Annotated in this window: 25 protein-coding genes; 18 read left to right on the plus strand and 7 right to left on the minus strand. The window is 54.0% G+C overall.

Going from position 1 to position 26,349, the window contains the following annotated elements; all coding sequences use genetic code 11:
• Positions 1–876 carry a 4-hydroxybenzoate octaprenyltransferase gene (gene ubiA / locus O3S68_RS20250; RefSeq protein WP_160271357.1) on the plus strand — a complete coding sequence of 292 codons (876 nt, stop codon included), beginning with the start codon at positions 1–3 and terminating at the stop codon, positions 874–876.
• 40 nt (positions 877–916) lie between these two features.
• Here ubiA and plsB read toward each other — a convergent pair whose 3' ends face one another.
• Positions 917–3,340, minus strand: a complete 2,424-nt coding sequence (gene plsB / locus O3S68_RS20255; protein ID WP_269232338.1) for a glycerol-3-phosphate 1-O-acyltransferase PlsB — start codon at positions 3,338–3,340, stop codon at positions 917–919.
• Positions 3,341–3,470: 130 nt separating this feature from the next.
• Here plsB and O3S68_RS20260 point away from each other — a divergent pair, with 130 nt between their 5' ends.
• The 4 genes from O3S68_RS20260 (at position 3,471) to O3S68_RS20275 (ending at position 6,370) form a co-directional block, all read left to right on the plus strand.
• Positions 3,471–3,839, plus strand: a complete 369-nt coding sequence (locus tag O3S68_RS20260) for a diacylglycerol kinase (protein WP_020456113.1) — start codon at positions 3,471–3,473, stop codon at positions 3,837–3,839.
• Positions 3,840–3,947: 108 nt separating this feature from the next.
• A complete protein-coding gene (gene lexA / locus O3S68_RS20265; protein ID WP_017459437.1) occupies positions 3,948–4,565 on the plus strand; it encodes a transcriptional repressor LexA in 618 nt (205 codons plus the stop codon).
• Positions 4,566–4,646: 81 nt separating this feature from the next.
• The gene (gene dinF / locus O3S68_RS20270) at positions 4,647–5,981 is read left to right on the plus strand and encodes an MATE family efflux transporter DinF (RefSeq protein ID WP_269232339.1); all 1,335 of its coding nucleotides are present in this window, start codon (positions 4,647–4,649) and stop codon (positions 5,979–5,981) included.
• A gap of 179 nt (positions 5,982–6,160) precedes the next feature.
• Entirely contained in the window at positions 6,161–6,370 is a 210-nt protein-coding gene (locus O3S68_RS20275) for a CsbD family protein (RefSeq protein ID WP_007372427.1), read from the plus strand.
• 285 nt (positions 6,371–6,655) lie between these two features.
• Here O3S68_RS20275 and zur read toward each other — a convergent pair whose 3' ends face one another.
• Positions 6,656–7,171: a zinc uptake transcriptional repressor Zur gene (gene zur, locus O3S68_RS20280; RefSeq protein WP_020456115.1), complete on the minus strand. Its 516-nt coding sequence runs from the start codon at positions 7,169–7,171 to the stop codon at positions 6,656–6,658.
• A gap of 284 nt (positions 7,172–7,455) precedes the next feature.
• On the opposite strand from zur, the gene traF reads away from it, so the two are divergent.
• Positions 7,456–8,772, plus strand: a complete 1,317-nt coding sequence (traF, locus tag O3S68_RS20285) for a conjugal transfer protein TraF (RefSeq protein WP_269232340.1) — start codon at positions 7,456–7,458, stop codon at positions 8,770–8,772.
• A 76-nt stretch (positions 8,773–8,848) separates the two neighbouring features.
• Here traF and ycaC read toward each other — a convergent pair whose 3' ends face one another.
• On the minus strand, positions 8,849–9,472 hold the full coding sequence (gene ycaC / locus O3S68_RS20290; protein ID WP_020456117.1) for an isochorismate family cysteine hydrolase YcaC: 624 nt from the start codon (positions 9,470–9,472) through the stop codon (positions 8,849–8,851).
• A gap of 267 nt (positions 9,473–9,739) precedes the next feature.
• Between ycaC and dusA the strand changes: the two genes are divergently transcribed.
• Positions 9,740–10,777 (plus strand): tRNA dihydrouridine(20/20a) synthase DusA, encoded by a 1,038-nt coding sequence (gene dusA / locus O3S68_RS20295; RefSeq protein WP_269232341.1) that lies wholly within the window; start codon positions 9,740–9,742, stop codon positions 10,775–10,777.
• A 133-nt stretch (positions 10,778–10,910) separates the two neighbouring features.
• A complete protein-coding gene (pspG, locus tag O3S68_RS20300) occupies positions 10,911–11,204 on the plus strand; it encodes an envelope stress response protein PspG (RefSeq protein WP_269232342.1) in 294 nt (97 codons plus the stop codon).
• Between the two features lie 136 nt (positions 11,205–11,340).
• Here the strand turns inward: pspG and O3S68_RS20305 are convergent, their stop codons facing one another.
• Entirely contained in the window at positions 11,341–12,324 is a 984-nt protein-coding gene (locus tag O3S68_RS20305) for a quinone oxidoreductase (RefSeq protein WP_020456120.1), read from the minus strand.
• Between the two features lie 59 nt (positions 12,325–12,383).
• Here O3S68_RS20305 and dnaB point away from each other — a divergent pair, with 59 nt between their 5' ends.
• From dnaB to O3S68_RS20345, 8 genes are all read left to right on the plus strand, one after another.
• The gene (gene dnaB, locus O3S68_RS20310) at positions 12,384–13,790 is read left to right on the plus strand and encodes a replicative DNA helicase (protein ID WP_017459445.1); all 1,407 of its coding nucleotides are present in this window, start codon (positions 12,384–12,386) and stop codon (positions 13,788–13,790) included.
• Between the two features lie 145 nt (positions 13,791–13,935).
• The gene (alr, locus tag O3S68_RS20315) at positions 13,936–15,015 is read left to right on the plus strand and encodes an alanine racemase (RefSeq protein WP_097406555.1); all 1,080 of its coding nucleotides are present in this window, start codon (positions 13,936–13,938) and stop codon (positions 15,013–15,015) included.
• Positions 15,016–15,027: 12 nt separating this feature from the next.
• Entirely contained in the window at positions 15,028–15,585 is a 558-nt protein-coding gene (gene pnuC / locus O3S68_RS20320) for a nicotinamide riboside transporter PnuC (RefSeq protein WP_025263765.1), read from the plus strand.
• Positions 15,558–16,586: an AAA family ATPase gene (locus O3S68_RS20325; protein ID WP_442913184.1), complete on the plus strand. Its 1,029-nt coding sequence runs from the start codon at positions 15,558–15,560 to the stop codon at positions 16,584–16,586. Before pnuC ends, O3S68_RS20325 begins: the two co-directional genes overlap by 28 nt.
• A gap of 100 nt (positions 16,587–16,686) precedes the next feature.
• Positions 16,687–17,880, plus strand: a complete 1,194-nt coding sequence (gene tyrB, locus O3S68_RS20330) for an aromatic amino acid transaminase (protein ID WP_269232343.1) — start codon at positions 16,687–16,689, stop codon at positions 17,878–17,880.
• A gap of 188 nt (positions 17,881–18,068) precedes the next feature.
• Positions 18,069–18,776 (plus strand): acid phosphatase AphA, encoded by a 708-nt coding sequence (gene aphA, locus O3S68_RS20335; RefSeq protein ID WP_269232344.1) that lies wholly within the window; start codon positions 18,069–18,071, stop codon positions 18,774–18,776.
• 69 nt (positions 18,777–18,845) lie between these two features.
• Positions 18,846–19,262 carry a secondary thiamine-phosphate synthase enzyme YjbQ gene (locus O3S68_RS20340; RefSeq protein ID WP_020456126.1) on the plus strand — a complete coding sequence of 139 codons (417 nt, stop codon included), beginning with the start codon at positions 18,846–18,848 and terminating at the stop codon, positions 19,260–19,262.
• Between the two features lie 80 nt (positions 19,263–19,342).
• On the plus strand, positions 19,343–20,233 hold the full coding sequence (locus O3S68_RS20345; protein ID WP_269232345.1) for a GNAT family N-acetyltransferase: 891 nt from the start codon (positions 19,343–19,345) through the stop codon (positions 20,231–20,233).
• A 50-nt stretch (positions 20,234–20,283) separates the two neighbouring features.
• Here the strand turns inward: O3S68_RS20345 and O3S68_RS20350 are convergent, their stop codons facing one another.
• Positions 20,284–20,994, minus strand: a complete 711-nt coding sequence (locus O3S68_RS20350) for a response regulator (RefSeq protein WP_269232346.1) — start codon at positions 20,992–20,994, stop codon at positions 20,284–20,286.
• Positions 20,995–21,274: 280 nt separating this feature from the next.
• On the opposite strand from O3S68_RS20350, the gene O3S68_RS20355 reads away from it, so the two are divergent.
• On the plus strand, positions 21,275–21,628 hold the full coding sequence (locus O3S68_RS20355) for an MmcQ/YjbR family DNA-binding protein (RefSeq protein WP_020456129.1): 354 nt from the start codon (positions 21,275–21,277) through the stop codon (positions 21,626–21,628).
• Here the strand turns inward: O3S68_RS20355 and uvrA are convergent, their stop codons facing one another.
• Positions 21,629–24,454, minus strand: coding sequence for an excinuclease ABC subunit UvrA (uvrA, locus tag O3S68_RS20360; protein ID WP_020456130.1), 2,826 nt, complete (start codon positions 24,452–24,454; stop codon positions 21,629–21,631).
• Positions 24,455–24,716: 262 nt separating this feature from the next.
• Here uvrA and ssb1 point away from each other — a divergent pair, with 262 nt between their 5' ends.
• Positions 24,717–25,241, plus strand: a complete 525-nt coding sequence (gene ssb1 / locus O3S68_RS20365; RefSeq protein ID WP_017459456.1) for a single-stranded DNA-binding protein SSB1 — start codon at positions 24,717–24,719, stop codon at positions 25,239–25,241.
• Between the two features lie 330 nt (positions 25,242–25,571).
• On the opposite strand, the gene O3S68_RS20370 is transcribed toward ssb1, so the two are convergent.
• Complete coding sequence (locus O3S68_RS20370; protein ID WP_020456132.1) at positions 25,572–26,345, minus strand: amino acid ABC transporter substrate-binding protein; 774 nt, start codon at positions 26,343–26,345, stop codon at positions 25,572–25,574.
• Between the last annotated feature and the right edge of the window lie 4 nt (positions 26,346–26,349).

A 26,349-nucleotide genomic window follows, 5' to 3' on the forward strand; every position in this document is an offset into this window, starting at 1 on the left:
ATGGAGTGGAGTCTCACGCAGAATAAGCTGTTGGCCTTTCACAGGCTTATGCGTACGGACAAACCAATTGGCGCTTTGCTGCTGCTGTGGCCAACGCTGTGGGCGCTGTGGGTGGCGACGCCGGGCGTGCCGCCGCTGTGGATTTTGCTGGTTTTTGTCGCGGGCGTCTGGCTGATGCGCGCTGCCGGTTGTGTCGTCAATGACTATGCGGATCGTAAATTCGACGGTCATGTTAAACGCACGGCAAATCGCCCGTTGCCAAGCGGCGCGGTAACGGAAAATGAAGCGCGCGTGCTGTTTGTGGTGCTGGTGCTGCTGGCCTTCGCGCTGGTGCTGACGCTAAATGTCATGACCATTTTGCTCTCCGTCGCGGCGCTGGCGCTGGCGTGGGTTTACCCGTTTATGAAGCGCTATACGCATCTGCCGCAGGTGGTGCTCGGCGCGGCGTTCGGCTGGTCGATTCCGATGGCGTTTGCAGCCGTGAGTGAATCTGTACCGCTGAGCTGCTGGATTATGTTTCTCGCCAATATCCTGTGGGCGGTCGCGTATGACACACAGTATGCGATGGTTGACCGTGACGACGATGTGAAGATTGGCATCAAGTCGACGGCAATTCTGTTTGGTCGTTTCGACAAGCTGATTATCGGCATTTTGCAGGTGGCAGTGCTGGTGCTGATGGCGTCGATTGGCTGGCTGAATGGGCTGGGCTGGACCTACTACGGGACGGTGCTGATCGCCGGTGCGCTGTTTGTTTACCAGCAAAAGTTGATTGCCGGGCGTGACCGTGATGCCTGTTTTAAAGCGTTTATGAACAATAACTATGTGGGGCTGGTGCTGTTTTTAGGGCTGGCGTTAAGCTACCTGCATTTGCCTTGAGTTTTTTCCCCTCTCTGGCAAGAGAGGGGAACATTTACCCTCACGCTTCTGCTTGCGTCGCGCTCTCAATCGTCAGACGCACATCCGACGTTATCAAGTCCGCCAGCATCTGGTACACGTTTAAGGTACGCGCCGGATCCGCATCGCCGGTATCGCTGATATAACCTTCATCGCGTAGCGTCAGCACCAGCGTACTGAACACCGCTTTGTCGAAGAACTCCGGTGCGTTGATACCGTGCAGCACCGACAGGCGCTGCGCCAGCGTGCGGCTCTCTTTTTCCAGCGTGCTGCGGTTCATCGCCGGATTGGCGCTCAGCAGCCAGAAAGTGATGGCATAACGCTGTAAGGTTTCTCGCGCGCCTGCCGCCAGCAGTTGCAAGGTGCGGGAGTGCGCCGGATTGATGCTCAGACGATCGTCTTTCACCGTCAACAAGCCCTGGCGCAGCAGCTCCTGCGTCAAGTTCTCCAGCACTTGCGCCAGCTCCGCTTTTTCCCAGCGCAGGAACAGCTCGGCTTTCAGCATCGGGTAAAGTAACTCGACGTGGCGCAGGATCTCGCTACGGGAGATCGCGCGGTGCTGGGTGACAATCGCCGCCAGCAGCGACGGCAGCATCAGCATATGCGCAATGTTGTTGCGGTAGTACGTCATCAACACCGCCTGCTCACGCGGCAGAATGATGATATCGCCGATGGTGTCTTTTTCGACTTCGAACTTGTTCATCTGCAGCGCGTGGTCGATAAGCTCGCTGGCGTTGGCCGACGGGGTGGTCGAATCCGGCGAATAAGGCACGTTGCGCATCAGCTCGAGATAGCAGCTTAACTGCTCGGTCAGTTGCTCGCGGGTCAGCGAACGCTGGCGGGAAGCCAGCAGCGCCGTACAGCACAGGTTCATGGCGTTAGCCGCACCGGCGTTGTTGATGCGCACCATCAGATCAGCGGCAATGGTGTTCACCGTTGGTGTTAACCACGCCGGACGAATGGATTCAATGGGATCGATGGCTTCGCGCCACTCCGGAACATGGTGGTTCAGGTAGTTCATTAGCGGAATGGGTTCGCCGAAGTTCACATAGCCCTGACCGAGGTTACGCAGCTTGCTTAAACCACGCAGCATCTGCAACAGGCTCTCTTTCTCTTTTGTCGCGCCACGCAGCTCTTTGGCGTAAGTGCCCACTTCCATCACGTGTTCATACCCGATGTAAATCGGCACCAGCGTGATGGGGCGCGTACCGCCGCGCAGCATCGCCTGAATGGTCATCGACAGCGTACCGGTTTTCGGATCCAGCAAACGCCCGGTGCGCGAACGCCCGCCCTCAACGAAGTACTCTACCGAATAACCGCGGCTGAACAGCTCACCCAGATATTCGCGGAACACGGTGGAATAGAGCTTGTTGCCTTTAAAGGTGCGGCGAATGAAGAAAGCGCCCAGGCGGCGGAAAATAGGCCCGGCGGGCCAGAAATTCAGGTTGATACCGGCAGCGATATGCGGCGGCACCAGCCCCTGGTGATAGAGCACATAGGAAAGCAGCAGGTAGTCCATATGGCTACGATGGCAGGGCACATAGACAATTTCGTGACCGTCGTGCGCCAGCTGGCGTACGCGCTCTGCATTATGCACATTGATGCCCTGATAGAGACGGTTCCAGGTAAAACCCAGAATGCGGTCGGTCAGGCGGATCATCTCGTAGGAGAAATTCGCGGCGATCTCTTCCATCAGCGCGATGGCGTTTTGCTGCGCTTTATCATGGGAGATTTTTTTGCTGCGCGCTTCATCTTCGACCGCGCGGGCAATCGCTTTAGAAGAGAGCAATTTGTTAAACAAATCCTGACGCGCCGGCAGACGTGGGCCTACTGCGGCCAGACGCTGGCGGGCAAAGTGCATACGCGCCACGCGCGCCAGTTTTTGCGCGATAATTTTATCGGTGCCGTGCTCCGTCGCCATACGGCGCAGCGAAACCGGCGGTGAAAAACGCACAAAGCTGTCGCGGCCAAGCCAGGAAACAGCAAAGAATTTCTGGATGCCGTTCAGCATGCGCAGCGGCGGATTAATTTCGCCTTTTTCACGTCCGGGCGAACGGCCAAACATCACCGATACCGGCACCATTTGCACATCCAAATCGGGATGGCTGCGGTGTAGATCCAGGTAGTCGTGGAACAGCTTGATCGACTCTTCTTTTGGCGCGTAATAAGTGAACACGCGCGGCCCACCGTGGATAAACACGAAACGCGGCAGCAACGCGCCGTCGATTTCCAGCGGTTCCAGCGGATCGGGCAACTCATGCGCCAGACACTGCGCGCGTAAAGTCAGTAAATCTGCCTTTGAGTTATAAGGCAGCACGTACATGATGGGGCGTGATGTATCGAGACCCAGTTCCTGTGCAGGTTCTGCGGGAATCGATTTACTTTTTACCAGCACGCTTAATGGTAAATTCAGTAATTTGTAGTAAATTCGTGGCCAGCCGGACATAAAGGATGTAAAGCCTCTGGTTAATAGTGCCATTGCGCCGCAAGAATATCAGAAAGCGCACATAATTTCTGTTGTACCGCTGCGCGCTTGCTGAGACATTGACGCCAATTTAATAAAAAGGTTCTTTTAAATGGCTAATAATACCACCGGTTTCACCCGGATCATTAAAGCCGCTGGATACTCCTGGAAAGGCGTTCGCGCTGCCTGGATTAATGAAGCGGCATTTCGTCAGGAGTCCGTTGCGGTTATCCTGGCAATTATAATCGCTTGCTGGCTCGATATTGACACAATGACGCGCGTACTGCTGATTGGTTCTGTGACGCTGGTAATGATTGTCGAAATTCTGAACAGTGCCATCGAAGCCGTGGTAGATCGAATTGGTTCGGAATTCCATGAACTTTCCGGGCGGGCGAAGGATATGGGGTCGGCGGCGGTGCTGATGTCCATCCTGCTGGCGCTGTTTACCTGGATCGCATTACTGTGGTCACATTTTCGATAACGCTTCCAGAATTCGATAACGCCCTGGTTTTTTGCTTAAATTTGGTTCCAAAATCGCCTTTAGCTGTATATACTCACAGCATAACTGTATATACACCCAGGGGGCGGGATGAAAGCATTAACGGCCAGGCAGCAAGAGGTGTTCGATCTTATTCGCGATCGCATCACTCAAACCGGTATGCCACCAACGCGTGCGGAAATCGCACAACAATTGGGGTTCCGTTCCCCAAATGCGGCGGAAGAACACCTCAAAGCGCTGGCGCGCAAAGGGGTTATCGAAATCGTATCTGGCGCATCACGCGGCCTTCGTCTGCTGCTTGAAGAAGAAGAGGATGATATCGGCTTACCGCTGATTGGTCGCGTCGCTGCGGGTGAGCCGCTGCTGGCTCAGCAGCATATCGAAGGCCATTACCAGGTCGATCCGAGTCTCTTTAAACCTCATGCGGATTTCCTGCTGCGCGTTAGCGGTATGTCGATGCGTGACATTGGCATTATGGATGGCGATCTGCTGGCGGTGCATAAAACGCAGGATGTGCGTAACGGCCAGGTCGTTGTAGCGCGCATTGAAGACGAAGTGACCGTCAAGCGTTTGAAAAAGCAGGGTAACACCGTCGAACTGTTGCCGGAAAACAGCGAGTTTTCCCCGATCGTTGTCGATCTTCGCGATCAAAACTTCACCATCGAAGGGCTGGCGGTCGGTGTTATTCGTAATGGCGCGTGGTTGTAACGCACATTCGCTTTGCTGCGGGACGGGTTCAGGTTCCGCAGCGATCTCCTCTTTTCCCTCATTAAATTTCATATTCAAACCATGCCACTGCTAACCGCATCTGACAAAGCGCTCTGGCGGCTTGCGCTGCCGATGATCTTCTCAAATATCACTGTCCCATTACTGGGGCTGGTGGATACGGCGGTAGTGGGGCATCTGGACAGCCCGGTTTACCTGGGTGGTGTGGCGATTGGCGCAACGGCGACCAGTTTTCTCTTTATGCTGCTGCTCTTTTTGCGCATGAGCACCACCGGGCTGACAGCTCAGGCGTTCGGCGCGAAAAATGCGCCCGCGCTGGCGCGTGCGTTAGTCCAGCCTTTGCTGCTGGCTCTTGGGGCCGGCGTGTTGATTACCCTGTTGCGCACGCCGCTTATCGACCTGGCGCTGCATATCACTGGCGGTAGCGAGGCGGTGCTGGAACAGGCGCGACGGTTCCTGGATATTCGCTGGTTGAGTGCGCCCGCTTCGCTGGGCAATCTGGTGTTGCTCGGTTGGTTGCTCGGCGTGCAGTATGCGCGTGCACCGGTGATATTGCTGGTGGTGGGGAATCTGCTCAACATCGTGCTCGATGTGTGGCTGGTCATGGGGCTGCATATGAATGTGCAAGGTGCGGCACTTGCCACGGTCATTGCAGAATACGCCACCTTCTCTATTGGTTTATGGATGGTGCGACACGTACTGGTAATGCGCGGCATTTCATTGCTGACGCTGAAAAATGCATGGCGCGGCGGCGTACGGCGTTTGCTGGCGCTGAACCGCGATATCATGTTGCGTTCGCTGCTGCTGCAACTCTGCTTTGGTTCGATAACGGTGTTTGGTGCCCGGCTCGGGGATGAGACGGTGGCGGCAAATGCGGTGCTGATGATGTTTTTAACCTTTACCGCCTATGCGCTGGATGGTTTCGCGTATGCGGTTGAGGCGCACTCCGGGCAGGCTTACGGTGCCAGAGACGGCAGTCAATTGATGCATATCTGGCGTGCTGCCTGCCGGCAGGCCGGTCTGGTGGCGCTGTTCTTTGCCGTTGTGTATGCAGTGGCGGGTCAGCAAATTATCGGGCTGTTAACATCGTTACCCGCGCTGCAACAGCTTGCCGGACATTATCTGATTTGGCAGGTTATCTTACCGTTAGTGGGGGTGTGGTGTTATCTGCTGGACGGTATGTTTGTCGGTGCCACGCGCGCGGCCGAAATGCGTAACAGTATGGCAGTGGCGGCGGCGGGGTTTGCCGCTACGCTACTCACCGTGCCTGTTTTGGGCAATCACGGTTTGTGGCTGTCACTTGCTGTATTCCTTGCTCTGCGTGGGCTGACGCTGGCGCTAATATGGCGCCGTCACTGGCGTAACAATAGTTGGTTTGCTGCCAGCGATCCTTCCTGATAGCGCTTTATTTTCTAAGGTAGTGCTCCGATTTTCTCGTCTCGTTTACGCTGCTTTTATCTTGTTAAATGGTTAAAGATTCCGAATAAAATGCATAATGCCGAATCCCTGACTACAATAATCAGTACGTTCAGCACGGTGAGAACGTCATTTTATAACCGAACGATAAGGAGTCCATGATGAATAAAGACGAAGTCGGCGGTAACTGGAAACAGTTTAAAGGCACAGTGAAAGAGAAATGGGGCAAACTCACCGACGATGATATGACTATCATTGAAGGTAAACGTGATCAGTTGGTGGGTAAAATCCAGGAACGTTACGGTTACGCAAAAGATCAGGCGGAAAAAGAAGTGACGGACTGGGAAACGCGTAATGATTACCGTTGGTAGCCAGCACATCCCCTCAAATGTGTTAACCCTCTGAAGGCTACCCTGCCCGAAGGTACAAGGATGTACCACCCCTCCAGATTCCATATTTATTAACTCTAACTACATTGTTTTGCGCACAAACTTCCTGATTTTGTGCTCTTATCGCATCCCTCTGTCTAGCTCGTTTTACCAACAGTTCGCCCGACCCAGGGCTCCCGCAGCATGCGCTTGCTCGCCGCCATTAAAATGCGAAACCTGGCGGGTTGTGTTGCAGGTAATAAAGAACTGATAAAAGACGGGAAACCATTATCGCGGTTTTTTCTTTAGCGGGACGCTATGGTCATGGTGGCAGTGATCGTGATGGCGGCAGGCTTCCACTTCCACGCAGGCCGCACACAGGCCATGGGCTTCAATCACATTATGACGCAGGGCAAAACCCATTTTCGCCGCCAGCGCATGCATAATATCTTCCACACCTTCGGCCTGCTCTTCTTTCACCGAACCGCAGCGGTCGCAAATAAACATCGCAGAAGTATGCGTCGGCTGATCAAAAAGGTGGCACAGCACGTAACTGTTGGTGGACTCAACCTTGTGGACAAAGCCTTGCTCCAGCAGGAAATCAAGCGCGCGGTAAACTGTCGGCGGTTTTGCTTGCGGTTCGCTCTCGCGCAGCAGGTCGAGCAAATCATACGCGCTGATCGCCCCTTGTTGCAGGCTCAGTAATCGCAACACTTCAAGGCGCTGGGGAGTCAGGCGCACATTGCGCTGCGCGCACAGCTTTTCAGCCTGCACTAACATCTCTTGCGAAGTGGTCTTATCCATTGGCGCCCTCGGGGTGGTGGGAACAGAAACCCACACTTTACCATGTCCTGCCCAAAACGCCGAGATCGCCGCCCGTAAACTCCTTTTCTCACTTTCCTTCCCGAAACGAATTTCCTCTTCTATAAATATTGAGAGTTTCCTCAATAACTATAACGTTCATATATATCCTGTACGTTCACATGATTTAGCTTCTTTTTTGGTCGTTGTTCGCAGCAATAGTGAATTCCTGTTTCTTTTAAAATAAACAGGCTTAAAAAAACTCATCTGGCTACGAGACACATATTGTGAATAAAAAACGTAAACTTTCAGTGGTCGCTATCGCTGTCTCCTTCTTTGCAGCAAATCAGGCAGGAGCAGCCAATACCTGGGCAGAAGCACGTAACGATGCAATGGGAGGAACCGGTGTTGCATCGGCAAATTATGGTAGTGGGGCACTCATCAACCCGGCGCTGCTGGCGAAAGCCAAACCGGAAGATGACGTCACGATTATCCTGCCGAGCGTGCAGGCGCAAATTACCGACAAAGATAACCTTCGCGATGAAATCGATAACATCAATGACAAAATTGATGGTTACAAGGATGTGGTCGATAACCTGACCGCCGCACAGATCATTGCTAACCCGATTGGTACATTAAATCAGTTCCAGGGGGCGGCGAAAGATTTGGCTGACGAACTGGTGTTCCTGAAAGGCAAAACCGCGCAGGCCAAAGCCGCTGCCGGGCTTGCCGTTAGTATTCCCAATGATGTGCTTTCGCTGGCCTTTGTTACCAAAGCCTACGCCCACGCCCGTGTCAGCTCGAATATCGATCAACAAGATATTGATTACCTGCGCGGCATTCAGAACAACGACGGCATTGCTTTGAGCGAAGCGCTGCGGGCGGTTGTCTCGCCAAACGGTAGCGAAGAGATCACCAAAAACCTTAACTCTACCGCTGCTGGTCGTGCGGCAATCGTCTCTGACTTTGGTATCGCCATGGCGCGCCAGTTTGAAGTCGCTGGCGTGCCGTTATCCTTTGGCGTGACGCCGAAGCTGCAAAAAACGTGGGTCTACAACTACACCGCGTCTATTTATGACTATAAGAGCAGCGACCTGAGAGACAGCCGTTATCGTACCGATGACACAGGCTTTAACATCGATGTCGGTGCTGCGGCAGATCTTAGTGAAAGCATCACTGTGGGCTTAACCGGCACCAACCTTATCTCGCGCGATATCGATACACAGAATATTCGAATTCGCAATGGTAGAACCGGTGTGGTCACCAATTACAAAGACACCTACCAGATTAGCCCGGTAGTGACGGCTGGCGCGGCCTGGCATAATGAGCTGGTGACATTAAGCGCCGATGGGGATTTAACCGAAACCAAAGGCTTTAAGAGCGAGAAAAACTCACAGTACGTGGGCGTTGGTGCGGAAGTTCGCCCGCTTAGCTGGCTGGCGGTGCGGGCCGGTTACCGCGCGGATGTGAAAGGTGATGATAAAAACGTCTTCACAGGCGGTGTCGGTTTTGCACCGTTTAACCGTGTCCATGTCGATTTGATGGGTCTGGTTGGTGAAGATGAAACCTGGGGCGCAGGCGCACAGCTAAGCGTCACATTCTAAGATGTTCTGGCCGGAGGCTTGATGCCTCCGGTTTTTTTATGGCTTATAAATCAGATGATTAAGCCAGGCAGTGGAATTAAATATTGCTCATCTTGGCATAGCTGGTCATCAAATTGCCGTAATCAGGAATATGAGTACAGAAAAGATTGCCCAACCCTTCAATATCGTTACGCCAGTCGCGGTGTAACTCGCAGGCAACACCAAACCAGGTCATCAACTGCGCCCCGGCCTGCGACATACGGTTCCATGCTGAATGACGGGTAATTTCATTAAATGTACCTGACGCATCGGTGACGACAAACACCTCGAAGCCCTCTTCCAGGGCAGATAACGCCGGAAATGCCACGCAAACTTCCGTTACGACTCCCGCAATAATCAACTGCTTCTTACCCGTTGCTTTTACGGCTTTCACAAAATCCTCGTTATCCCAGGCGTTGATATTACCAGGACGAGCAATGTAGGGCGCCGCAGGCAATTGTGTTTGCAGTTCCGGCATGAGAGGGCCATTCGGGCCAGTCTCGAAGCTGGTTGTCAGAATGGTGGGTAGCTTAAAATATGTAGCGAGGTCGGCCAGCGCCAGCACGTTGTTTTTGAATTTATCCGGATCGAGATCCCGGACCAGTGATAGCAAGCCCGTTTGATGATCGACGAGCAACACAGCGGCATTGTTTTTATCAAGACGTACATACGGTTTAGTCATTTTCCTTAACTCCCTTTGACCTGTTACGGTTATAAATAGCTTTCGCTATTAATGAACATTTCCTATGCCTACCAAAAATGTTAGGTAGTGGTTCCGTTTTGTACAAGGCGACCCCGGGCATATATCCATAACAGATGCTGACCATGCATTGTGTCTGCGGGTTTACGTGCTTCCTCTATGCTAGAATGATGCCCCGCTATTTCAGACGCTGGCGATTGCCGGACCTGAGTGGAAATCAGATACGACAAACCTTTTTAACTGTCCAAAATGCACGGTAACCCTGAAATGACAAACCCCCATCAAACCAACGCAACGACGCTCAATTCCACTCAACACTGGAATGGCCGGTTTAGCGTGGCGCCGATGCTCGACTGGACGGACAGACATTGCCGCTACTTTTTGCGTCTGCTGTCGCGCCAGACGTTGCTCTACACCGAAATGGTCACCACCGGTGCCATCATTCATGGCAAGGGGGATTACCTGGCGTACAGCGAAGAAGAACATCCGGTCGCGTTGCAGCTCGGCGGCAGCGATCCGGCGCAGCTTGCCCATTGTGCAAAGCTGGCCGAAGCGCGCGGGTATGATGAAATTAACCTCAACGTCGGGTGTCCGTCCGATCGAGTGCAGAATGGTCGTTTCGGCGCGTGCCTGATGGGCGAAGCGCAACTGGTGGCGGATTGCATTAAAGCGATGCGTGATGTGGTGTCGATTCCGGTCACCGTCAAAACGCGTATTGGCATTGACGATCAGGACAGCTACGAATTTCTCTGCGATTTTATTGGCACCGTGGCCGGAAAAGGCGAGTGCGAAAGCTTTATCATCCATGCGCGCAAAGCGTGGCTTTCGGGGTTAAGCCCAAAAGAGAACCGGGAAATCCCGCCGCTGGACTACCCGCGTGTGTATCAGTTGAAGCGTGATTTTCCGCACCTGAAAATGGCCATTAACGGCGGTATCAAATCGCTGGAAGAAGCCAAAGCGCATCTGGAACATATGGATGGCGTGATGGTCGGTCGTGAAGCGTATCAGAACCCTGGCATACTGGCGTCTGTTGACCGCGAGATCTTTGGCGCAGACGTGGCGGATGCCGATCCGGTCGCCGTGGTGCGCGCGATGTATCCCTACATTGAGCGCGAGCTGAGCCAGAGCGCGTATCTCGGGCATATCACGCGGCATATGCTGGGGTTGTTTCAGGGCGTTCCCGGCGCGCGTCAGTGGCGTCGTTATCTGAGTGAAAATGCGCATAAAGCCGGTGCGGATATCGCGGTAGTGGAACACGCGCTCAACCTAGTGGCCTCAAAGCGTTAAAGTTTCACTAAAAGATAGTCAAATTCACTAAGCTCCGCCTTCTGCTGCGGAGCTTTTTCATTGATAAATAAGCTAATTTTTCCTGGCATGGTTCTTGTAATAACCGGGGAGTTACCTCTTTGGGAGATCCATCATGCTGGAATTACTGTTTATCGTGGGCTTTTTTATCATGTTGCTGGTGACCGGCGTTTCGCTGCTGGGCATCATCGCGGCGCTGCTGGTGGCAACGGCTGTTATGTTCCTAGGCGGGCTTTTCGCGTTGATGATCAAGCTATTGCCATGGCTGCTGCTGGCCGTCGCCGTTGTCTGGATTATCCGTGCCGTGAAAGAACCGAAGATCCCACGTTATCAACGCAATGACCGTGGCGTTACTAAAGTATTGCGTGGTTCGTCACATACCGAAGACTTTTCCCGGTACATTGCTTAGAACCGAATAGGATTTACTTATTAAATCTGTCACTATCGCGACGTTAACGAATTCATCGCGCTGTACCCTACAATGCAGCCGAACTAAAAAAGAAAGGGCTTCCCATGGGAAGCCCTAATTCTTTCAGGCGATTAGCTTAAGGGATCAACAGACTGGAGCCCTGCGTCGCCCGACTCTCCAGTACTTCATGCGCCCGCTGTGCATCGTGCAGCGCGAACTTCTGGCTCTCGGCCACATCCACTTTGATAACCCCGCTGGCAATCAGCGAAAACAGCTCGTTACTGGCTTCCTGCAACTCTTCCCGGTTAGTGACATAGCCATTGAGGGAAGGGCGCGTGGCGTAGAGTGAGCCTTTCTGGTTAAGAATACCCAGATTCACGCCGGTCACCGGGCCGGAAGCGTTACCGAAACTGACCATCAGCCCGCGACGGCGCAGACAATCAAGCGACGTCTCCCAGGTGTCTTTCCCCACCGAGTCGTACACCACCGCCACCTTTTTACCGCCGGTGAGTTCTTTGACACGTTCCACCACATTCTCTTCGCTGTAGTTGATCACCTGCCAGGCACCGGCCTGTAACGCGCGCTGCGCTTTTTGCGCGGAACCCACGGTGCCAATCAGTTTCGCGCCAAGAGCTTTTGCCCACTGGCAGGCAATCAACCCGACACCACCGGCGGCAGCATGGAACAGGAACATTTCATCTGGCTTGATTTCGTAGGTTTTGCGCAGCAGATAAAACACCGTCAGACCCTTCAGGAATGACGCCGCAGCTTGTTCGAAGGAGATCGCGTTCGGCAGCACCGCGACTTTATCCGCCAAAACGTTATGCACCGAGCTATACGCACCCAGGCCCGATTGCGCATACACCACGCGATCGCCCACTTTCACCTGCGTGACGCCGCTGCCCACTTTGCTTACCACGCCTGCCGCTTCGGTGCCCAGCCCGCTTGGTAACGCTGGCGGCGGATATAATCCGCTACGGATATAGGTATCGATATAGTTGATGCCAATGGCTTTATTTTCTACCTGCACTTCGTTTTCCGCTGGCGCTGCGGGGGTGAACTCAACCGCTTTAAGCACCTCAGGCCCACCATGCTTTTGAAATTCTATTCTCGTCGCCATGCTTCCTCCTGATGTGATAATCTCTCAACCCATTCATTACCCGGATAGCTCCATTCACTATGGCAGGAAATAAACCCTTCAACAAACAGACTGAAACCCGCGACGTACAGCTCGAGGGGATGAAAGTGCCTCCGCATTCTATTGAAGCGGAGCAGTCGGTGTTGGGCGGTTTAATGCTGGATAACGAGCGTTGGGATGATGTCGCCGAACGCGTCGTGGCGGATGATTTTTATACGCGCCCGCACCGCCATATTTTTACCGAGATGCACCGCCTGCAGGAGATGGGCAAACCCATCGATCTGATAACGCTTGCGGAATCGCTGGAGCTGCAGGGGCAACTGGACATTGTTGGCGGCTTTGCTTACCTGGCTGAGCTCTCGAAAAATACGCCAAGTGCAGCGAACATCAGTGCCTATGCCGATATCGTGCGTGAACGTGCGGTAGTTCGTGAAATGATTTCGGTGGCGAATGAAATCGCCAACGCCGGTTTTGATCCGCAGGGGCGCAGCAGCGAAGATCTGCTCGACCTTGCCGAATCCCGCGTTTTCAAAATCGCCGAAAGCCGCGCAAATAAAGACGAAGGCCCGAAAAACATCGCCGATGTGCTTGAAGCGACCGTTTCGCGCATCGAACAGCTTTTCCAGCAGCCGCACGACGGTGTCACCGGTGTTAACACAGGTTATGACGATCTTAATAAGAAAACGGCAGGTTTACAGCCGTCGGATTTGATTATCGTTGCCGCGCGTCCGTCGATGGGTAAAACGACATTTGCGATGAACCTCGTCGAAAACGCGGCGATGTTGCAGGATAAACCGGTATTAATCTTCAGTCTGGAGATGCCCTCCGAACAGATCATGATGCGTTCGCTGGCCTCCCTTTCGCGTGTCGATCAGACGCGTATTCGTACCGGCCAACTGGACGATGAAGACTGGGCGCGCATCTCCGGCACCATGGGCATCCTGCTGGAAAAACGCAACATCTATATTGATGACTCTTCCGGCCTGACGCCGACGGAAGTCCGTTCCCGTGCGCGGCGCATCGCTCGCGAGCATGGCGGCATTGGGCTTATCATGATCGACTACCTGCAACTGATGCGTGTGCCGTCGTTGTCGGATAACCGTACGCTGGAAATCGCCGAAATCTCCCGCTCGCTAAAAGCGCTGGCGAAAGAGTTACAGGTGCCGGTGGTGGCGCTGTCGCAGCTTAACCGCTCGCTGGAGCAGCGCGCCGACAAACGTCCGGTAAACTCCGACTTGCGTGAATCCGGCTCCATCGAGCAGGACGCCGACCTGATCATGTTTATTTATCGTGACGAGGTTTATCACGAAAACAGTGACTTAAAAGGCATTGCAGAAATCATTATTGGTAAACAGCGTAACGGCCCAATTGGTACCGTGCGTCTGACATTTAACGGGCAGTGGTCGCGCTTTGATAATTATGCAGGGCCACAATACGACGACGAATAAATCCTCTTCATCCTTCGCATTCCAGGGACGTTGACCGCGTCCGCGGATCCCGGTCGCCTGGTTTATACCAAACCGCCGGGATCGACGGACTTGTCGTCTTCCTGTAGACGAATGATGTTGACGATTGCTTGATAGGGTAATGTAAATGCAAGCGGCAACCGTAGTAGTTAACCGCCGCGCTCTGCGACACAATCTGCAACGCCTGCGTGAACTGGCTCCCGCCAGCCGCGTGGTTGCGGTCGTGAAAGCGAACGCCTATGGACACGGTCTTCTCGAGACCGCGCGAACGCTCCCCGATGCCGATGCTTTCGGTGTCTCCCGTCTTGAAGAAGCCCTGCAATTACGCGCGGGCGGCATCACACAACCGATTTTGTTGCTGGAAGGTTTCTTCGCCGCCAGCGATCTGCCATTGGTCGCTGAACACCAGCTTCACACGGTTATTCATAGCCTTGAACAGCTGGAAGCGCTGGAAACCGCAACGCTGAAAGCGCCGGTGACCGTGTGGATGAAGCTCGATACCGGTATGCACCGCCTGGGCGTACATCCGCACGAGGCTGAGGCGTTTTATGCGCGCTTGTCACAGTGCAAAAATGTGCGCCAGCCAGTTAACGTTGCCAGCCATTTTGCCCGCGCCGACGAACCGGAATGCGGCGCAACAGAGCGCCAGCTTGATATCTTCACCACCTTTACTGACGGCAAACCTGGTCTGCGTTCCATTGCCGCTTCCGGCGGTACGCTGCTGTGGCCGCAATCGCACTTCGACTGGGTTCGCCCTGGCATTATTTTGTACGGTGTTTCGCCGCTCGATCATAAACCGTGGGGTGCCGATTTCGGTTTTCAGCCAGTCATGACGCTGACTTCGCAACTGATCGCCGTGCGCGAGCATAAAGCGGGCGATGCGGTGGGCTATGGCGGCACGTGGGAAAGCACGCGCGACACGCGTTTAGGCGTGGTGGCGATGGGTTATGGCGATGGCTATCCACGCGCCGCGCCTTCCGGCACGCCGGTGCTGGTTAATGGTCGCGAAGTGCCGATTGTTGGTCGTGTGGCGATGGATATGATTTGCGTTGATCTCGGCCCGGATGCGCAAGACAAAGCCGGTGATGAAGTGGTGCTGTGGGGCGAAGGTTTACCCGTTGAACGCATTGCTGAAGCAACAAAAGTGAGTGCTTACGAACTTATCACGCGCCTGACTTCGCGGGCGACTTTAAAATACATCGACTAAAAGGATTGCGCCTTGTCGCCAATGGAAATCGCCGCCTGCCTGGCTTATGCCCTCTCTGTATGGCTTGCCGCGCGCAATAATATGCACACCTGGTGGACGGGGATTATTGGCTGCGTGCTGTATGGCTGGGTGTTCTACTCCGTACAGCTCTACGCCGATGTCACGCTGCAACTGTTCTTTATCGCCAGCAGTATTGCCGGGTGGATCAACTGGCTGAAAGGCAACCACGGCAGCGAACTGGCGGTGCGTAAAACGCCGCTTAACCATTTGTTGCTGATGTTAGCGGGCGCGCTGGTTGTCGCCGGGTGTTACGCCTGGCTGTTGCACCGCTTTACCAACGCGTGGTCGCCGTGGCTGGACTCCGCCATTATGGTTTTCAGCGTGCTCGCGCAATTTATGCTGATGGGGCGCAGGCTCGAAAGCTGGTATTTCTGGCTGCTGGTTAACACCATTGCCGTGCCGCTGTATGCCGCCCGCGATCTCTGGCTTACCGCCGGGTTATATCTTGTCTTCTGGTGTAACGCCTGGCATGGTCTGTATCAATGGCGCAAAGCGATGGCCGCGCGATGAAACGCTTTGCCAGCGGGTTGATCGTCGGTAAATTTGCGCCGTTACACTGCGGCCACGAACGATTGATTAACGCCGCGCTGGAACAGTGCGAACGCCTGTGGATCGTCAGCTACTCTGTGCCAGAGTTGCCTGGATGCGAGCCGGAAAAGCGTGAACGCTGGCTTCGTGCGCGTTTTCCGCAATGCGACATTCTGGTTCTCATCCCCCAGTGTCTTGCTGATTATGGCTTGAGTGCGCCACCGCATAACGAGGCCGACGGCGATCTGCATCGCCACTATATGGCCGATATCTGTTTGCAGGTACTGCACAGCCAACCGCAGGCGGTTTTTACCGCTGAAGAGTACGGCGACGGCTTTGCCCGCGTACTCAGCGAACGCTTCGCCAGCCCCGTCGTACATGTCCGTTTGCAGCGTGAGCAAGGAGAGCAAGCCCCTTCCGGCACACTGATTCGCAGTGATGTTCACCGCTGGCGGCAGATGTTAGCGCCTGTTGTTTACCGGGATTTCGTTCAGCGCATCTGCCTGCTGGGTGGCGAATCGACCGGCAAAAGCACGCTGAGCATCGCACTGGCGCAGGCACTGGAGACGGCGTATGTGGCGGAATATGGCCGCGAGCGCTGGGACGAAAAGGGCGGTGAACTGGTTTATGACGATATGCTGGCGATTGCACAAACGCAGGTACAGCGTGAAGATGCCGCCGATGCCCGACAGTGGCTGGTATGCGACACCTCGCCGCTAACAACGTTGTTTTATACGCTGGCGATGTTTGGTCACGCGCCGGATGCGCTCTATGCACTGGCGCAGCGGCATTATCACCTCGTGGTGCTGTGCGACGACGATTTCCCGTTTGTGCAGGACGGCACCCGCCAGGATGAAACCTTCCGCCAGCGCCAGCAGGCCTGGTACAACGAACAGCTGACGCAACGCGGCATTCCCTTTCTGCGTGTACGTGGTTCGGTAAGCGAGCGTGTGGCGCAAATACTTGCCGCGCTGCGCGGCTAAATCGCTTATTTTTTATCACCGCGGTTGCTGCTCTCGATCTTCCTCCGCTTCCGGTTTATTGTGGTGGTTCTTGCCTACTGTAAACCTGGAGAGTACACGCGTGTTTCAGAAAGTTGACGCCTACGCCGGCGACCCGATTCTGTCGTTAATGGAGCGCTTTAAAGAAGATCCCCGCAGCGACAAGGTCAATCTCAGTATCGGGCTTTACTACAACGAAGATGGCATTATTCCGCGTTTGCAGGCGGTCGCCGAAGCCGAAGCGCGCCTGAATGCGCAGCCGCACGGTGCGTCAGTTTATCTGCCGATGGAAGGGCTCAATAGCTATCGCAACGCGATCGCTCCGCTGCTGTTCGGTGCAGAACACCCGGTACTGGCGCAAAACCGCGTTGCCACCATCCAGACATTAGGCGGCTCCGGTGCGCTGAAAGTCGGCGCAGATTTTCTGAAACGTTACTTTCCAGATTCCGGTGTGTGGGTCAGTGACCCGACCTGGGAAAATCATGTCGCTATTTTTGAAGGCGCTGGCTTCGTAGTGAGTACTTACCCCTGGTACGACAGCGCGACTAACGACGTGCGTTTTGAAGCATTTCTGGAAAAACTGAACACCCTGGCCGCCCAGAGCATTGTGCTGCTGCATCCCTGCTGTCATAACCCAACCGGAGCGGATCTGACTCACGCGCAGTGGGACCAGGTGGTTGAGGTGTTGCAAGCGCGCAATCTGATCCCGTTCCTCGACATCGCCTATCAGGGTTTTGGTGCCGGAATGGAAGACGATGCTTATGCCATCCGCGCGGTTGCCCACGCCGGGCTGCCTGCGCTGGTCAGCAACTCATTTTCGAAAATTTTCTCGCTGTATGGCGAGCGCGTTGGCGGGCTTTCCGTGGTGTGTGACGATGCGGACGCCGCCAGCCGCGTGCTGGGGCAGCTCAAAGCCAGCGTGCGCCGTAACTACTCCAGCCCGCCGAATTTTGGCGCACAACTGGTCGCAACAGTGCTTGGCGACGCCGGTCTGAAAGCCTCCTGGCTGGCGGAAGTGGAAGCCATGCGTACGCGCATTCTGGCGATGCGCCAGGAACTGGTCACCGTGCTGAAAGAGGCGGTACCGGGCGGTAATTTCGATTATCTGCTTAAACAGCGCGGTATGTTCAGTTATACCGGCCTGAGCGCGGCGCAGGTCGATCGTCTGCGTGAAGAGTTTGGCGTTTATCTCATCGCCAGCGGGCGGATGTGCGTTGCCGGTTTGAATAGCCGCAACGTGCACCGCGTGGCGCAAGCATTCGCCGCAGTAATGTAAGCGCCCACTTACCTTTGCCCGTCCCCTGCGTTCTGGCAGGGGATTATTTATGCCTCAATATTCGCTTATTCTCTGAATAATCTGCAAAAAATACTTTTTTTCACCGGCTTCACAGGGTATGGTCTGGTAACATTTTGACCATTCGCACCATTTATAAAATATAACGAACTGATAATTTAGGGATAAATATGCGAAAGTTCATACGCGCGCTCGGCGCGGTCTGCCTGTGGATGACGTTTGGCAGCGCGGTTTACGCTTCGGCGCCCACGCCGGTATCTGAAGGCACCAACGTTGCCAGACTCGCCGAACAGGCGCCCGTTCACTGGGTTTCCGTGGCGCAAATCGAAAATTCTCTGATCGAACGCCCGCCAATGGCGGTCGGGTTTGATATTGACGACACGGTGCTGTTTTCCAGCCCCGGTTTCTGGCGCGGTAAAAAAACCTGGTCGCCGGATAGCGATGCCTTTCTGCAAAACCCGGCGTTTTGGGAAAAGATGAACAACGGCTGGGACGACTTCAGTATTCCGAAAGAAGTGGCCCGCCATCTGATTGCGATGCATGTAAAGCGCGGTGACACCATCTTTTTCATCACCGGACGTAGCCCGACAAAAACAGAAACGGTTAGTAAAACGTTACAGGACGATTTTCTTATTCCTGCGGCCAATATGAACCCGGTGATTTTCGCCGGTGATAAGCCTGGCCAGAACAGCAAAACCCAGTGGCTGAAGGCCAATAAAATCCGCATCTTCTATGGCGATTCAGACAGCGATATCACCGCCGCGCGCGAAAGCGAAGCCCGGCCAATTCGCGTGCTACGCGCTTCAAACTCGACCTATCGCCCTTTACCGCAGGCGGGTGCGTTGGGTGAGGAAGTGATTGTGAACTCCGAATATTAGCCCCGGCTTTCCTGTTTCGCAGCCTGCTGCCACACTGACAAGAGTTCATTTTGCTGACAGGAGATGTGCATGTGGTATCAACAAACCCTTACGCTTGGCGCGAAGTCGCGCGGATTTCATCTGGTGACGGACGAGGTGCTTGGGCAACTTCGCGATATCTCCCGCATTAACGTTGGTTTGCTGCACTTGTTGCTGCAACATACCTCTGCTTCGCTCACCCTGAACGAAAATTGCGATCCCACCGTGCGCCACGATATGGAGCAGCATTTCCTGCAAGCCGTGCCGGACAACGCGCCGTATGAGCATGATTACGAAGGGCCGGATGATATGCCGTCGCATATCAAATCTTCCACGCTTGGCGTTTCGCTGCTGTTACCCGTGCAAAAAGGGCGCGTAGTGCTGGGTACGTGGCAGGGAATTTGGCTTGGCGAGCACCGTATTCACGGCGGCTCGCGCAAAATCATCGCCACGCTGCAGGGAGAGTAGTCGCTCCATCAAACCTCCATATACCCCGTTTATAAGCCTGCATAAAGACGTGTGGGTGCGTCTGATAACACGGGGTAGTTATGGTTTTACGGAATGTTTTCGCGTGGCTGTACGGTTGGGAACCGTGCGATTTCGCCACCTACAAAATGGTCTGGCAACAACGTGGCGGTTCTGTCTGTACACATCCGGATGTGCTGCAATTTTTAAGTGCTGAAACGGGGGCGAAGCTGGATTTTTACGCTATTCGTCGCCAGCAGGTTTATGTTGGCGCGTGTTACGCAGTGAATGGGGCGTTATCGCTACAGGACCGGCGTTATCCCTTTGTTTTCGATGACATCATACTGCCGCTGGAAACGAAAAAAGTGGGGTATTTACCTGCTGTTACCAAGCGGTTATCTCCACATCATCAATCCGATTTTCTCAATGCTTTATTCAGCGGTTATTTAAAAAACAAGATCTGCTACGTCAAAGAGAGCCTGTCGAAAGCGTCACAGAAAAAACGCAACGGCGAAATGAAAAAGTTTCTTGCCTGTGGCGGTGAAGTTCGGTGGGTTGATGACTTTTCGGATAGTGAACTGGCCGACATATATATCGACGTGTTCAGGCAGCGCTGGCAGGGTAAAATTTACTGTTTTGCGCGTGATGACTTAATCAGAACATTTGCCGCATTGCGACATTTACTCTTTGGCGCGGTGTTGTTTATGCATGGTCGCCCCTGCGCGTTTGATATCATTTTTATGGCCGAGTGCGATGGCTATTTTTATTTCGATGATATTAATGGTGGGTATTCTCAGAACTATCCTGAATTTAATCTGGGCAGTATTTTGTTGTGGGTGAATATCTGCAAAGCAAAAGAATTATGTCTCGCGAAAGATAAGAAATTTAAATTTTCTCTCGGAGTCTATAAAGATTACTGGAGCTATAAAAAACAGTGGTGCGACATTCTGCCGTTGGGCAGGACGCTGTTTTAATGAAGGCTCCCGGCGGTGGTTATCCCCCGCCGGGAGCCTGTTAGGCTACATCAATCTCCTAACCGATAGCCGAAGCCGCGTACGCACTCCGGCACATTGACGATGCCCGCCTGCTGGATCTTCTTTCTTAATTTGCTGACATGGCTATCTACGGTACGATCGCAGGCGTTTCCCTCTGGCATGCAAGAATTCATAATTTCTTCACGCGTAAAGATGCGCTGCGGGTAGCGAATTAAATGCATCAATATCTTAAACTCTGTAGAGGTTAAGTCTGTAGATAAATCCATTTTCTTCGGACCAACGTATACCTGATGCGTTATTTTATTTATTTCAATGTTTCTGGTTTTATACAGTTTTAGATTTTCTCGCGCATGATATTGTTGGCTTCTTTTTAAAATAACATGCACCCTGGCGACTAATTCCTCGGGGTTGAACGGTTTTACTACATAATCATCAGCGCCCGTTTTTAATGCCAGAACTTTATCCGTATCGGCGCCTGATGCGGTCAGCATCATAATCGGGGTATCGGTTTTCTGGCGCAGCTCCATCAATACTTGCCAGCCATCCTTTTTCGGTATCTTGATATCCAGAATAATAAAATCAGGCTGGTATTTTTCGGCCATCATGACCGCTTTTTCACCATCAGGGGCATGAATCACCGCGAACTTGTCGCGTTCAAGGTAAGCAATAATAACACCAGCAATATCACTATCATCTTCAGCGACAAGGACGGTTTTCTTCTCGCCATGTAATATGCTCATCAGGCATCTCCGGGAGTTTTCTCTTTAATCCGTAATCAATTGCACATCAGTGTGCTGCTTTTATCTATTTGAAAAAAATGAAAAAATAACTGTTACTTTCTGGTTGTAACTATTTGTCACTCTAAAACACAAAAGGTTCCAGCCTTCTCAATTCTGTTTAGGTTGTGTTAATCGTCAGGTTTTGTAACGACCCACGATTTTTTTATCCATACACTACGCTTTAATGATGTATTTATGCCGATCGCGATACCCCACCACGACATGACAAGGAGAAGCAAAAGTGACAATTTCCGAGTTACTGCAATATTGCATGGCGAAGCCTGGCGCTGAACAGAGCGTGCACAGCGACTGGAAAGCAACACAAATCAAAGTTGCGGATGTGCTGTTTGTGATGGTGAAAGAGGTGGAAGGCCGGCCGGCAGCGTCGTTGAAAACGAGCCCAGAACTGGCGGATTTGCTGCGCCAGCAGCATGAAGATGTGCGCCCCAGCCGCCATTTAAATAAAGCGCACTGGAGCACCGTTTACCTGGATGGTTCGTTACCGGATTCGCAGATTTACTACCTGGTGGATGCGTCGTATCAGCAGGCGATTGAGTTGGTGCCGGAACAGGTCCGGCAGCAACTCTCCGTGTAATTACTTCAGCATCGGTTTGAGGAAGCGCGCCGTATGAGAGGCTTCGCATTCGGCGACCGTTTCCGGCGTGCCGGAGACCAGGATCTCGCCGCCGCCGCTGCCGCCTTCCGGGCCGAGATCGACAATCCAGTCCGCCGTTTTAATCACGTCCAGGTTGTGCTCAATCACCACAATGGTGTTGCCCTGATCCCGTAACTGATGCAGCACGTCCAGCAACTGCTGGATATCAGCAAAGTGCAGGCCAGTGGTTGGTTCATCGAGGATATAGAGCGTCTGGCCGGTGCCGCGTTTCGACAGCTCGCGCGCCAGCTTCACGCGCTGGGCTTCACCGCCGGAAAGCGTCGTCGCCGACTGTCCAAGACGAATATAGGTCAGGCCAACATCCATCAGCGTTTGTAGCTTACGCGCCAGCGCCGGAACAGCATCGAAGAACTCGCGTGCTTCTTCGATAGTCATATCCAGCACTTCATGGATAGTCTTGCCTTTGTATTTGATCTCCAGCGTTTCACGGTTGTAGCGCTTGCCTTTGCACTGGTCGCAAGGCACGTAAATATCCGGCAGAAAGTGCATTTCAACCTTAATGACGCCATCACCCTGGCACGCTTCGCAGCGACCGCCGCGCACGTTAAAACTGAAGCGCCCCGGTGTGTAACCGCGCGAGCGGGACTCCGGCACACCGGCAAACAGCTCGCGCACTGGCGTAAAGACGCCAGTATAGGTGGCCGGGTTGGAGCGCGGCGTACGCCCAATCGGGCTCTGGTCGATATCAATGACTTTGTCGAAATGCTCCAGCCCCTGCACATCGCGATACGGCGCAGGTTCGGCGATGGTCGCGCCGTTCAACTGACGCTGGGCGATTGGGAACAGCGTATCGTTGATCAGCGTCGATTTACCGGAGCCGGAAACGCCGGTGATACAGGTGAACAGGCCCACCGGCAGCGTCAGCGTCACATCTTTCAGGTTGTTACCGCGCGCGCCAGTCAGCTTCAGCACTTTTTCTGGATCGGCTTTCACGCGCTGTTTCGGCAGCTCAATTTTACGTTTGCCGCTCATGTACTGCCCGGTAAGGGATTCCGGCACCGCCATGATGGCATCCAGCGTCCCTTCCGCTACCACCTGGCCGCCGTGTACGCCCGCGCCAGGGCCGATGTCGATCACATGGTCGGCGGCGCGAATGGCGTCTTCGTCGTGTTCGACAACAATCACCGTGTTACCGAGGTTACGCAGATGGATAAGCGTGCCGAGCAGACGTTCGTTATCGCGCTGATGCAGGCCAATTGACGGCTCATCCAGCACGTACATGACACCTACCAGACCCGCGCCAATCTGGCTTGCCAGACGAATGCGCTGCGCTTCGCCGCCAGAGAGCGTCTCCGCCGAGCGGGAAAGCGTCAGGTAGTTCAGGCCGACGTTTACCAGGAACTTCAGGCGATCGCCAATCTCTTTCAGCACTTTTTCGGCGATTTTTGCCCGCTGGCCGGAAAGTTTCAGATTGTTGAAGAAGTCCATCGCATGGCCGATGCTCATATCGGAAATGGTCGGCAGCGGGGTGTTTTCAACAAACACATGGCGTGCTTCGCGACGCAGGCGCGTCCCTTCGCAGGAGGCGCACGGTCGGTTGCTGATGAACTTCGCCAGCTCCTCACGTACCGCGCTGGATTCCGTCTCTTTGTAACGGCGCTCCATATTATGCAGCACGCCTTCAAACGGGTGACGACGCACAGAGGTGTCGCCACGATCGTTCATGTATTTGAACTCAATCGACTCTTTACCGGAACCAAACAGCACCACTTTCTGCACGTTGGCGCTCAGGCTTTCCCATGGCGCTTCCACGTCGAATTTGTAGTGTTCCGCCAGCGATTTCAGCATCTGGAAATAGTAAAAGTTGCGGCGATCCCAGCCGCGGATCGCGCCGCCGGCCAGCGACAGCTCCGGGTTCTGGATCACGCGATCGGGATCGAAATATTGCTGCACGCCCAGACCGTCGCAGGTCGGACACGCGCCCGCCGGGTTGTTGAACGAGAACAGGCGAGGTTCCAGCTCGCGCATGCTGTAGCCACAAATCGGGCAGGCGAAGTTGGCGGAAAACAGCAGCTCTTCGGCGGTCGGCTCATCCATATCGGCAACCACTGCCGTACCGCCGGAAAGCTCCAGTGCGGTTTCAAACGATTCTGCCAGGCGCTGGGCAAGATCAGCGCGCACTTTAAAACGGTCGATCACCACTTCAATGGTGTGTTTCTTTTGTAGCTCGAGTTTCGGCGGATCGGAGAGATCGCACACTTCGCCGTCGATCCTTGCGCGGATATAACCCTGGCTTGCGAGGTTCTCCAGCGTCTTACTGTGTTCACCTTTACGCTCTTTGATAACCGGCGCCAGCAGCATCAGGCGCTTGCCTTCCGGTTGCGACAACACGTTATCCACCATCTGGCTCACGGTTTGCGCCGCCAGCGGAACGTCGTGGTCCGGGCAACGCGGCTCGCCGACGCGGGCGAACAGCAGACGCAGGTAATCGTGAATCTCCGTGATCGTGCCGACGGTGGAACGCGGGTTGTGGGATGTCGATTTTTGTTCAATAGAAATGGCGGGCGATAAACCTTCAATGTGGTCAACGTCCGGTTTTTCCATCAGCGACAGAAACTGACGCGCATACGCGGAGAGTGATTCAACGTAACGACGCTGCCCTTCGGCATAGAGTGTGTCGAAAGCCAGGGAGGACTTACCAGAACCCGACAGCCCGGTGACGACAATCAGTTTGTCGCGAGGGATGACGAGGTTAATGTTTTTGAGATTATGGGTGCGGGCGCCCCGTACTTCTATCTTATCCAATCCATTCACCTTTTACCCGGAGGAACACTTTTTTGCCTGGTGTGTTTGAAGGACAACCAGCGGTCAGAAACGGCTAATTATGACACAATTTAACCTGAATGAATATACAGTATTCGCATGCATCTTCGCTTCGGGTATGTCAAACTATGGCGCGCGGCGATAATCTGGAATCCTCCTCGCAGCTATCTAAGTGTGGCTTTGTAATGCTACAATCGCGCGTTTACACTACTAAGAATCAAGCAACGTTTTCAGGAGACACAATATGGCCAGCAGAGGCGTAAACAAGGTGATTCTCGTCGGTAATCTGGGCCAGGACCCGGAAGTACGCTATATGCCGAGTGGTGGCGCAGTTGCCAACATTACGCTGGCTACTTCCGAATCCTGGCGTGACAAGCAGACCGGCGAAACCAAAGAGCAGACCGAATGGCACCGCGTTGTGCTGTTTGGCAAGCTGGCGGAAGTGGCCGGCGAGTACCTGCGTAAAGGCTCTCAGGTTTATATTGAAGGCCAGCTGCGCACCCGCAAATGGACCGATCAATCCGGTCAGGAAAAATACACTACTGAAGTAGTGGTTAACGTTGGCGGCACCATGCAGATGCTGGGCGGCCGTCAGGGTGGCGGCGCACCGGCAGGTGGCGGCCAGCAGCAGGGCGGCTGGGGTCAGCCTCAGCAGCCACAGGGTGGTAACCAGTTCAGCGGCGGTGCGCAGTCTCGCCCGCAGCAGCAGTCTGCACCGGCACCGTCTAACGAACCGCCGATGGATTTCGACGACGACATCCCGTTCTGATTTGCGTTACGCCGCAAATTTAAAAACCCCGCCTGGCGGGGTTTTTTTGTTTACAGAAAACCCCCCAGCCAGGCTCGGGGTTCCGCAAAGTTTTCAGCTTTAAGCCAGCTATTATGCGCCGCGCCCGCTGAACTGATGCAGCAGTAGCTCCGCAACGGTGGGCGCAACGCCGCCTGCGGCAAGCAGCACAAACGCAGCGCCCCAGCTTTGCATAGTGTCGAACTTGCATATTGTCGAAGACGTGCGCAAATAAAACGGGTGTCCGTGCGCAAGGCACCAGCGGCATAAAAAACCCCGCGTTGCGGGGTCTTACCATTCAGCGGCTACGCATCACTTCGACACATCCGCGCCGAAGTATTTCTGCGAAATGCGTTGATAAGTGCCGTCGGCTTTGATCTCTTCGAGTGCCTTATCAATCGCGGCTTTCAGTTGCGGGTTGCCCTTGCGGAATAACACGCCGGATTTCTCCGCGTCAGATTGCGTGGCGACAATTTTCACCGGCGCGTCGGGTTTATGTTTTTTGAAATCCAGGAATGACAGGTTGTCGTTGATGGTCGCATCGGCGCGCCCCTGCACCACCAAATCGACAGACTGGTTAAAGCCGTCGGTGGCGACGATCTCCGCACCATATTTGCGCGCGATCTGCGCATAGTTGCTGGTCAGCGTATGAGCGGATTTTTTACCTTTTAAATCCTCGAAACGGGTGATTGCCGTATTTTTGCTGTTGACGATCAGCACCGCTTTGGAAGCGATATACGGCTCGGAGAAGTCATATTTTTTCTGGCGTTCCGGCGTAATGCCCACCTGATTGATCACCGCGTCGTAGCGGTTAGCATCAATACCGGCGATCAGGCCATCCCATTTGCCTTCAACAAACTGGGCGTTCACTTTCAGGCGTTTGGCGATTTCCTGGCCGATTTCGACATCAAACCCTTCCAGCTTGCCGGCGGCGTTATGGAAAGTGAAGGGCGGATAAGTCCCTTCGGTGCCAATTTTTAACACCCCGGCGGACTGAATTTTTGCCAGATCATCCTGCGCCAGCGCCGCGTGAGCAAAGCCCAGCTGCATAACGCCCGCTATCACCAGTGTTGCGAATGCCTTCATCTGC

It is taken from the genome of Kosakonia sp. SOY2 (assembly GCF_027109175.1).
In the GTDB taxonomy this organism is placed as follows: Bacteria; Pseudomonadota; Gammaproteobacteria; order Enterobacterales; family Enterobacteriaceae; genus Kosakonia.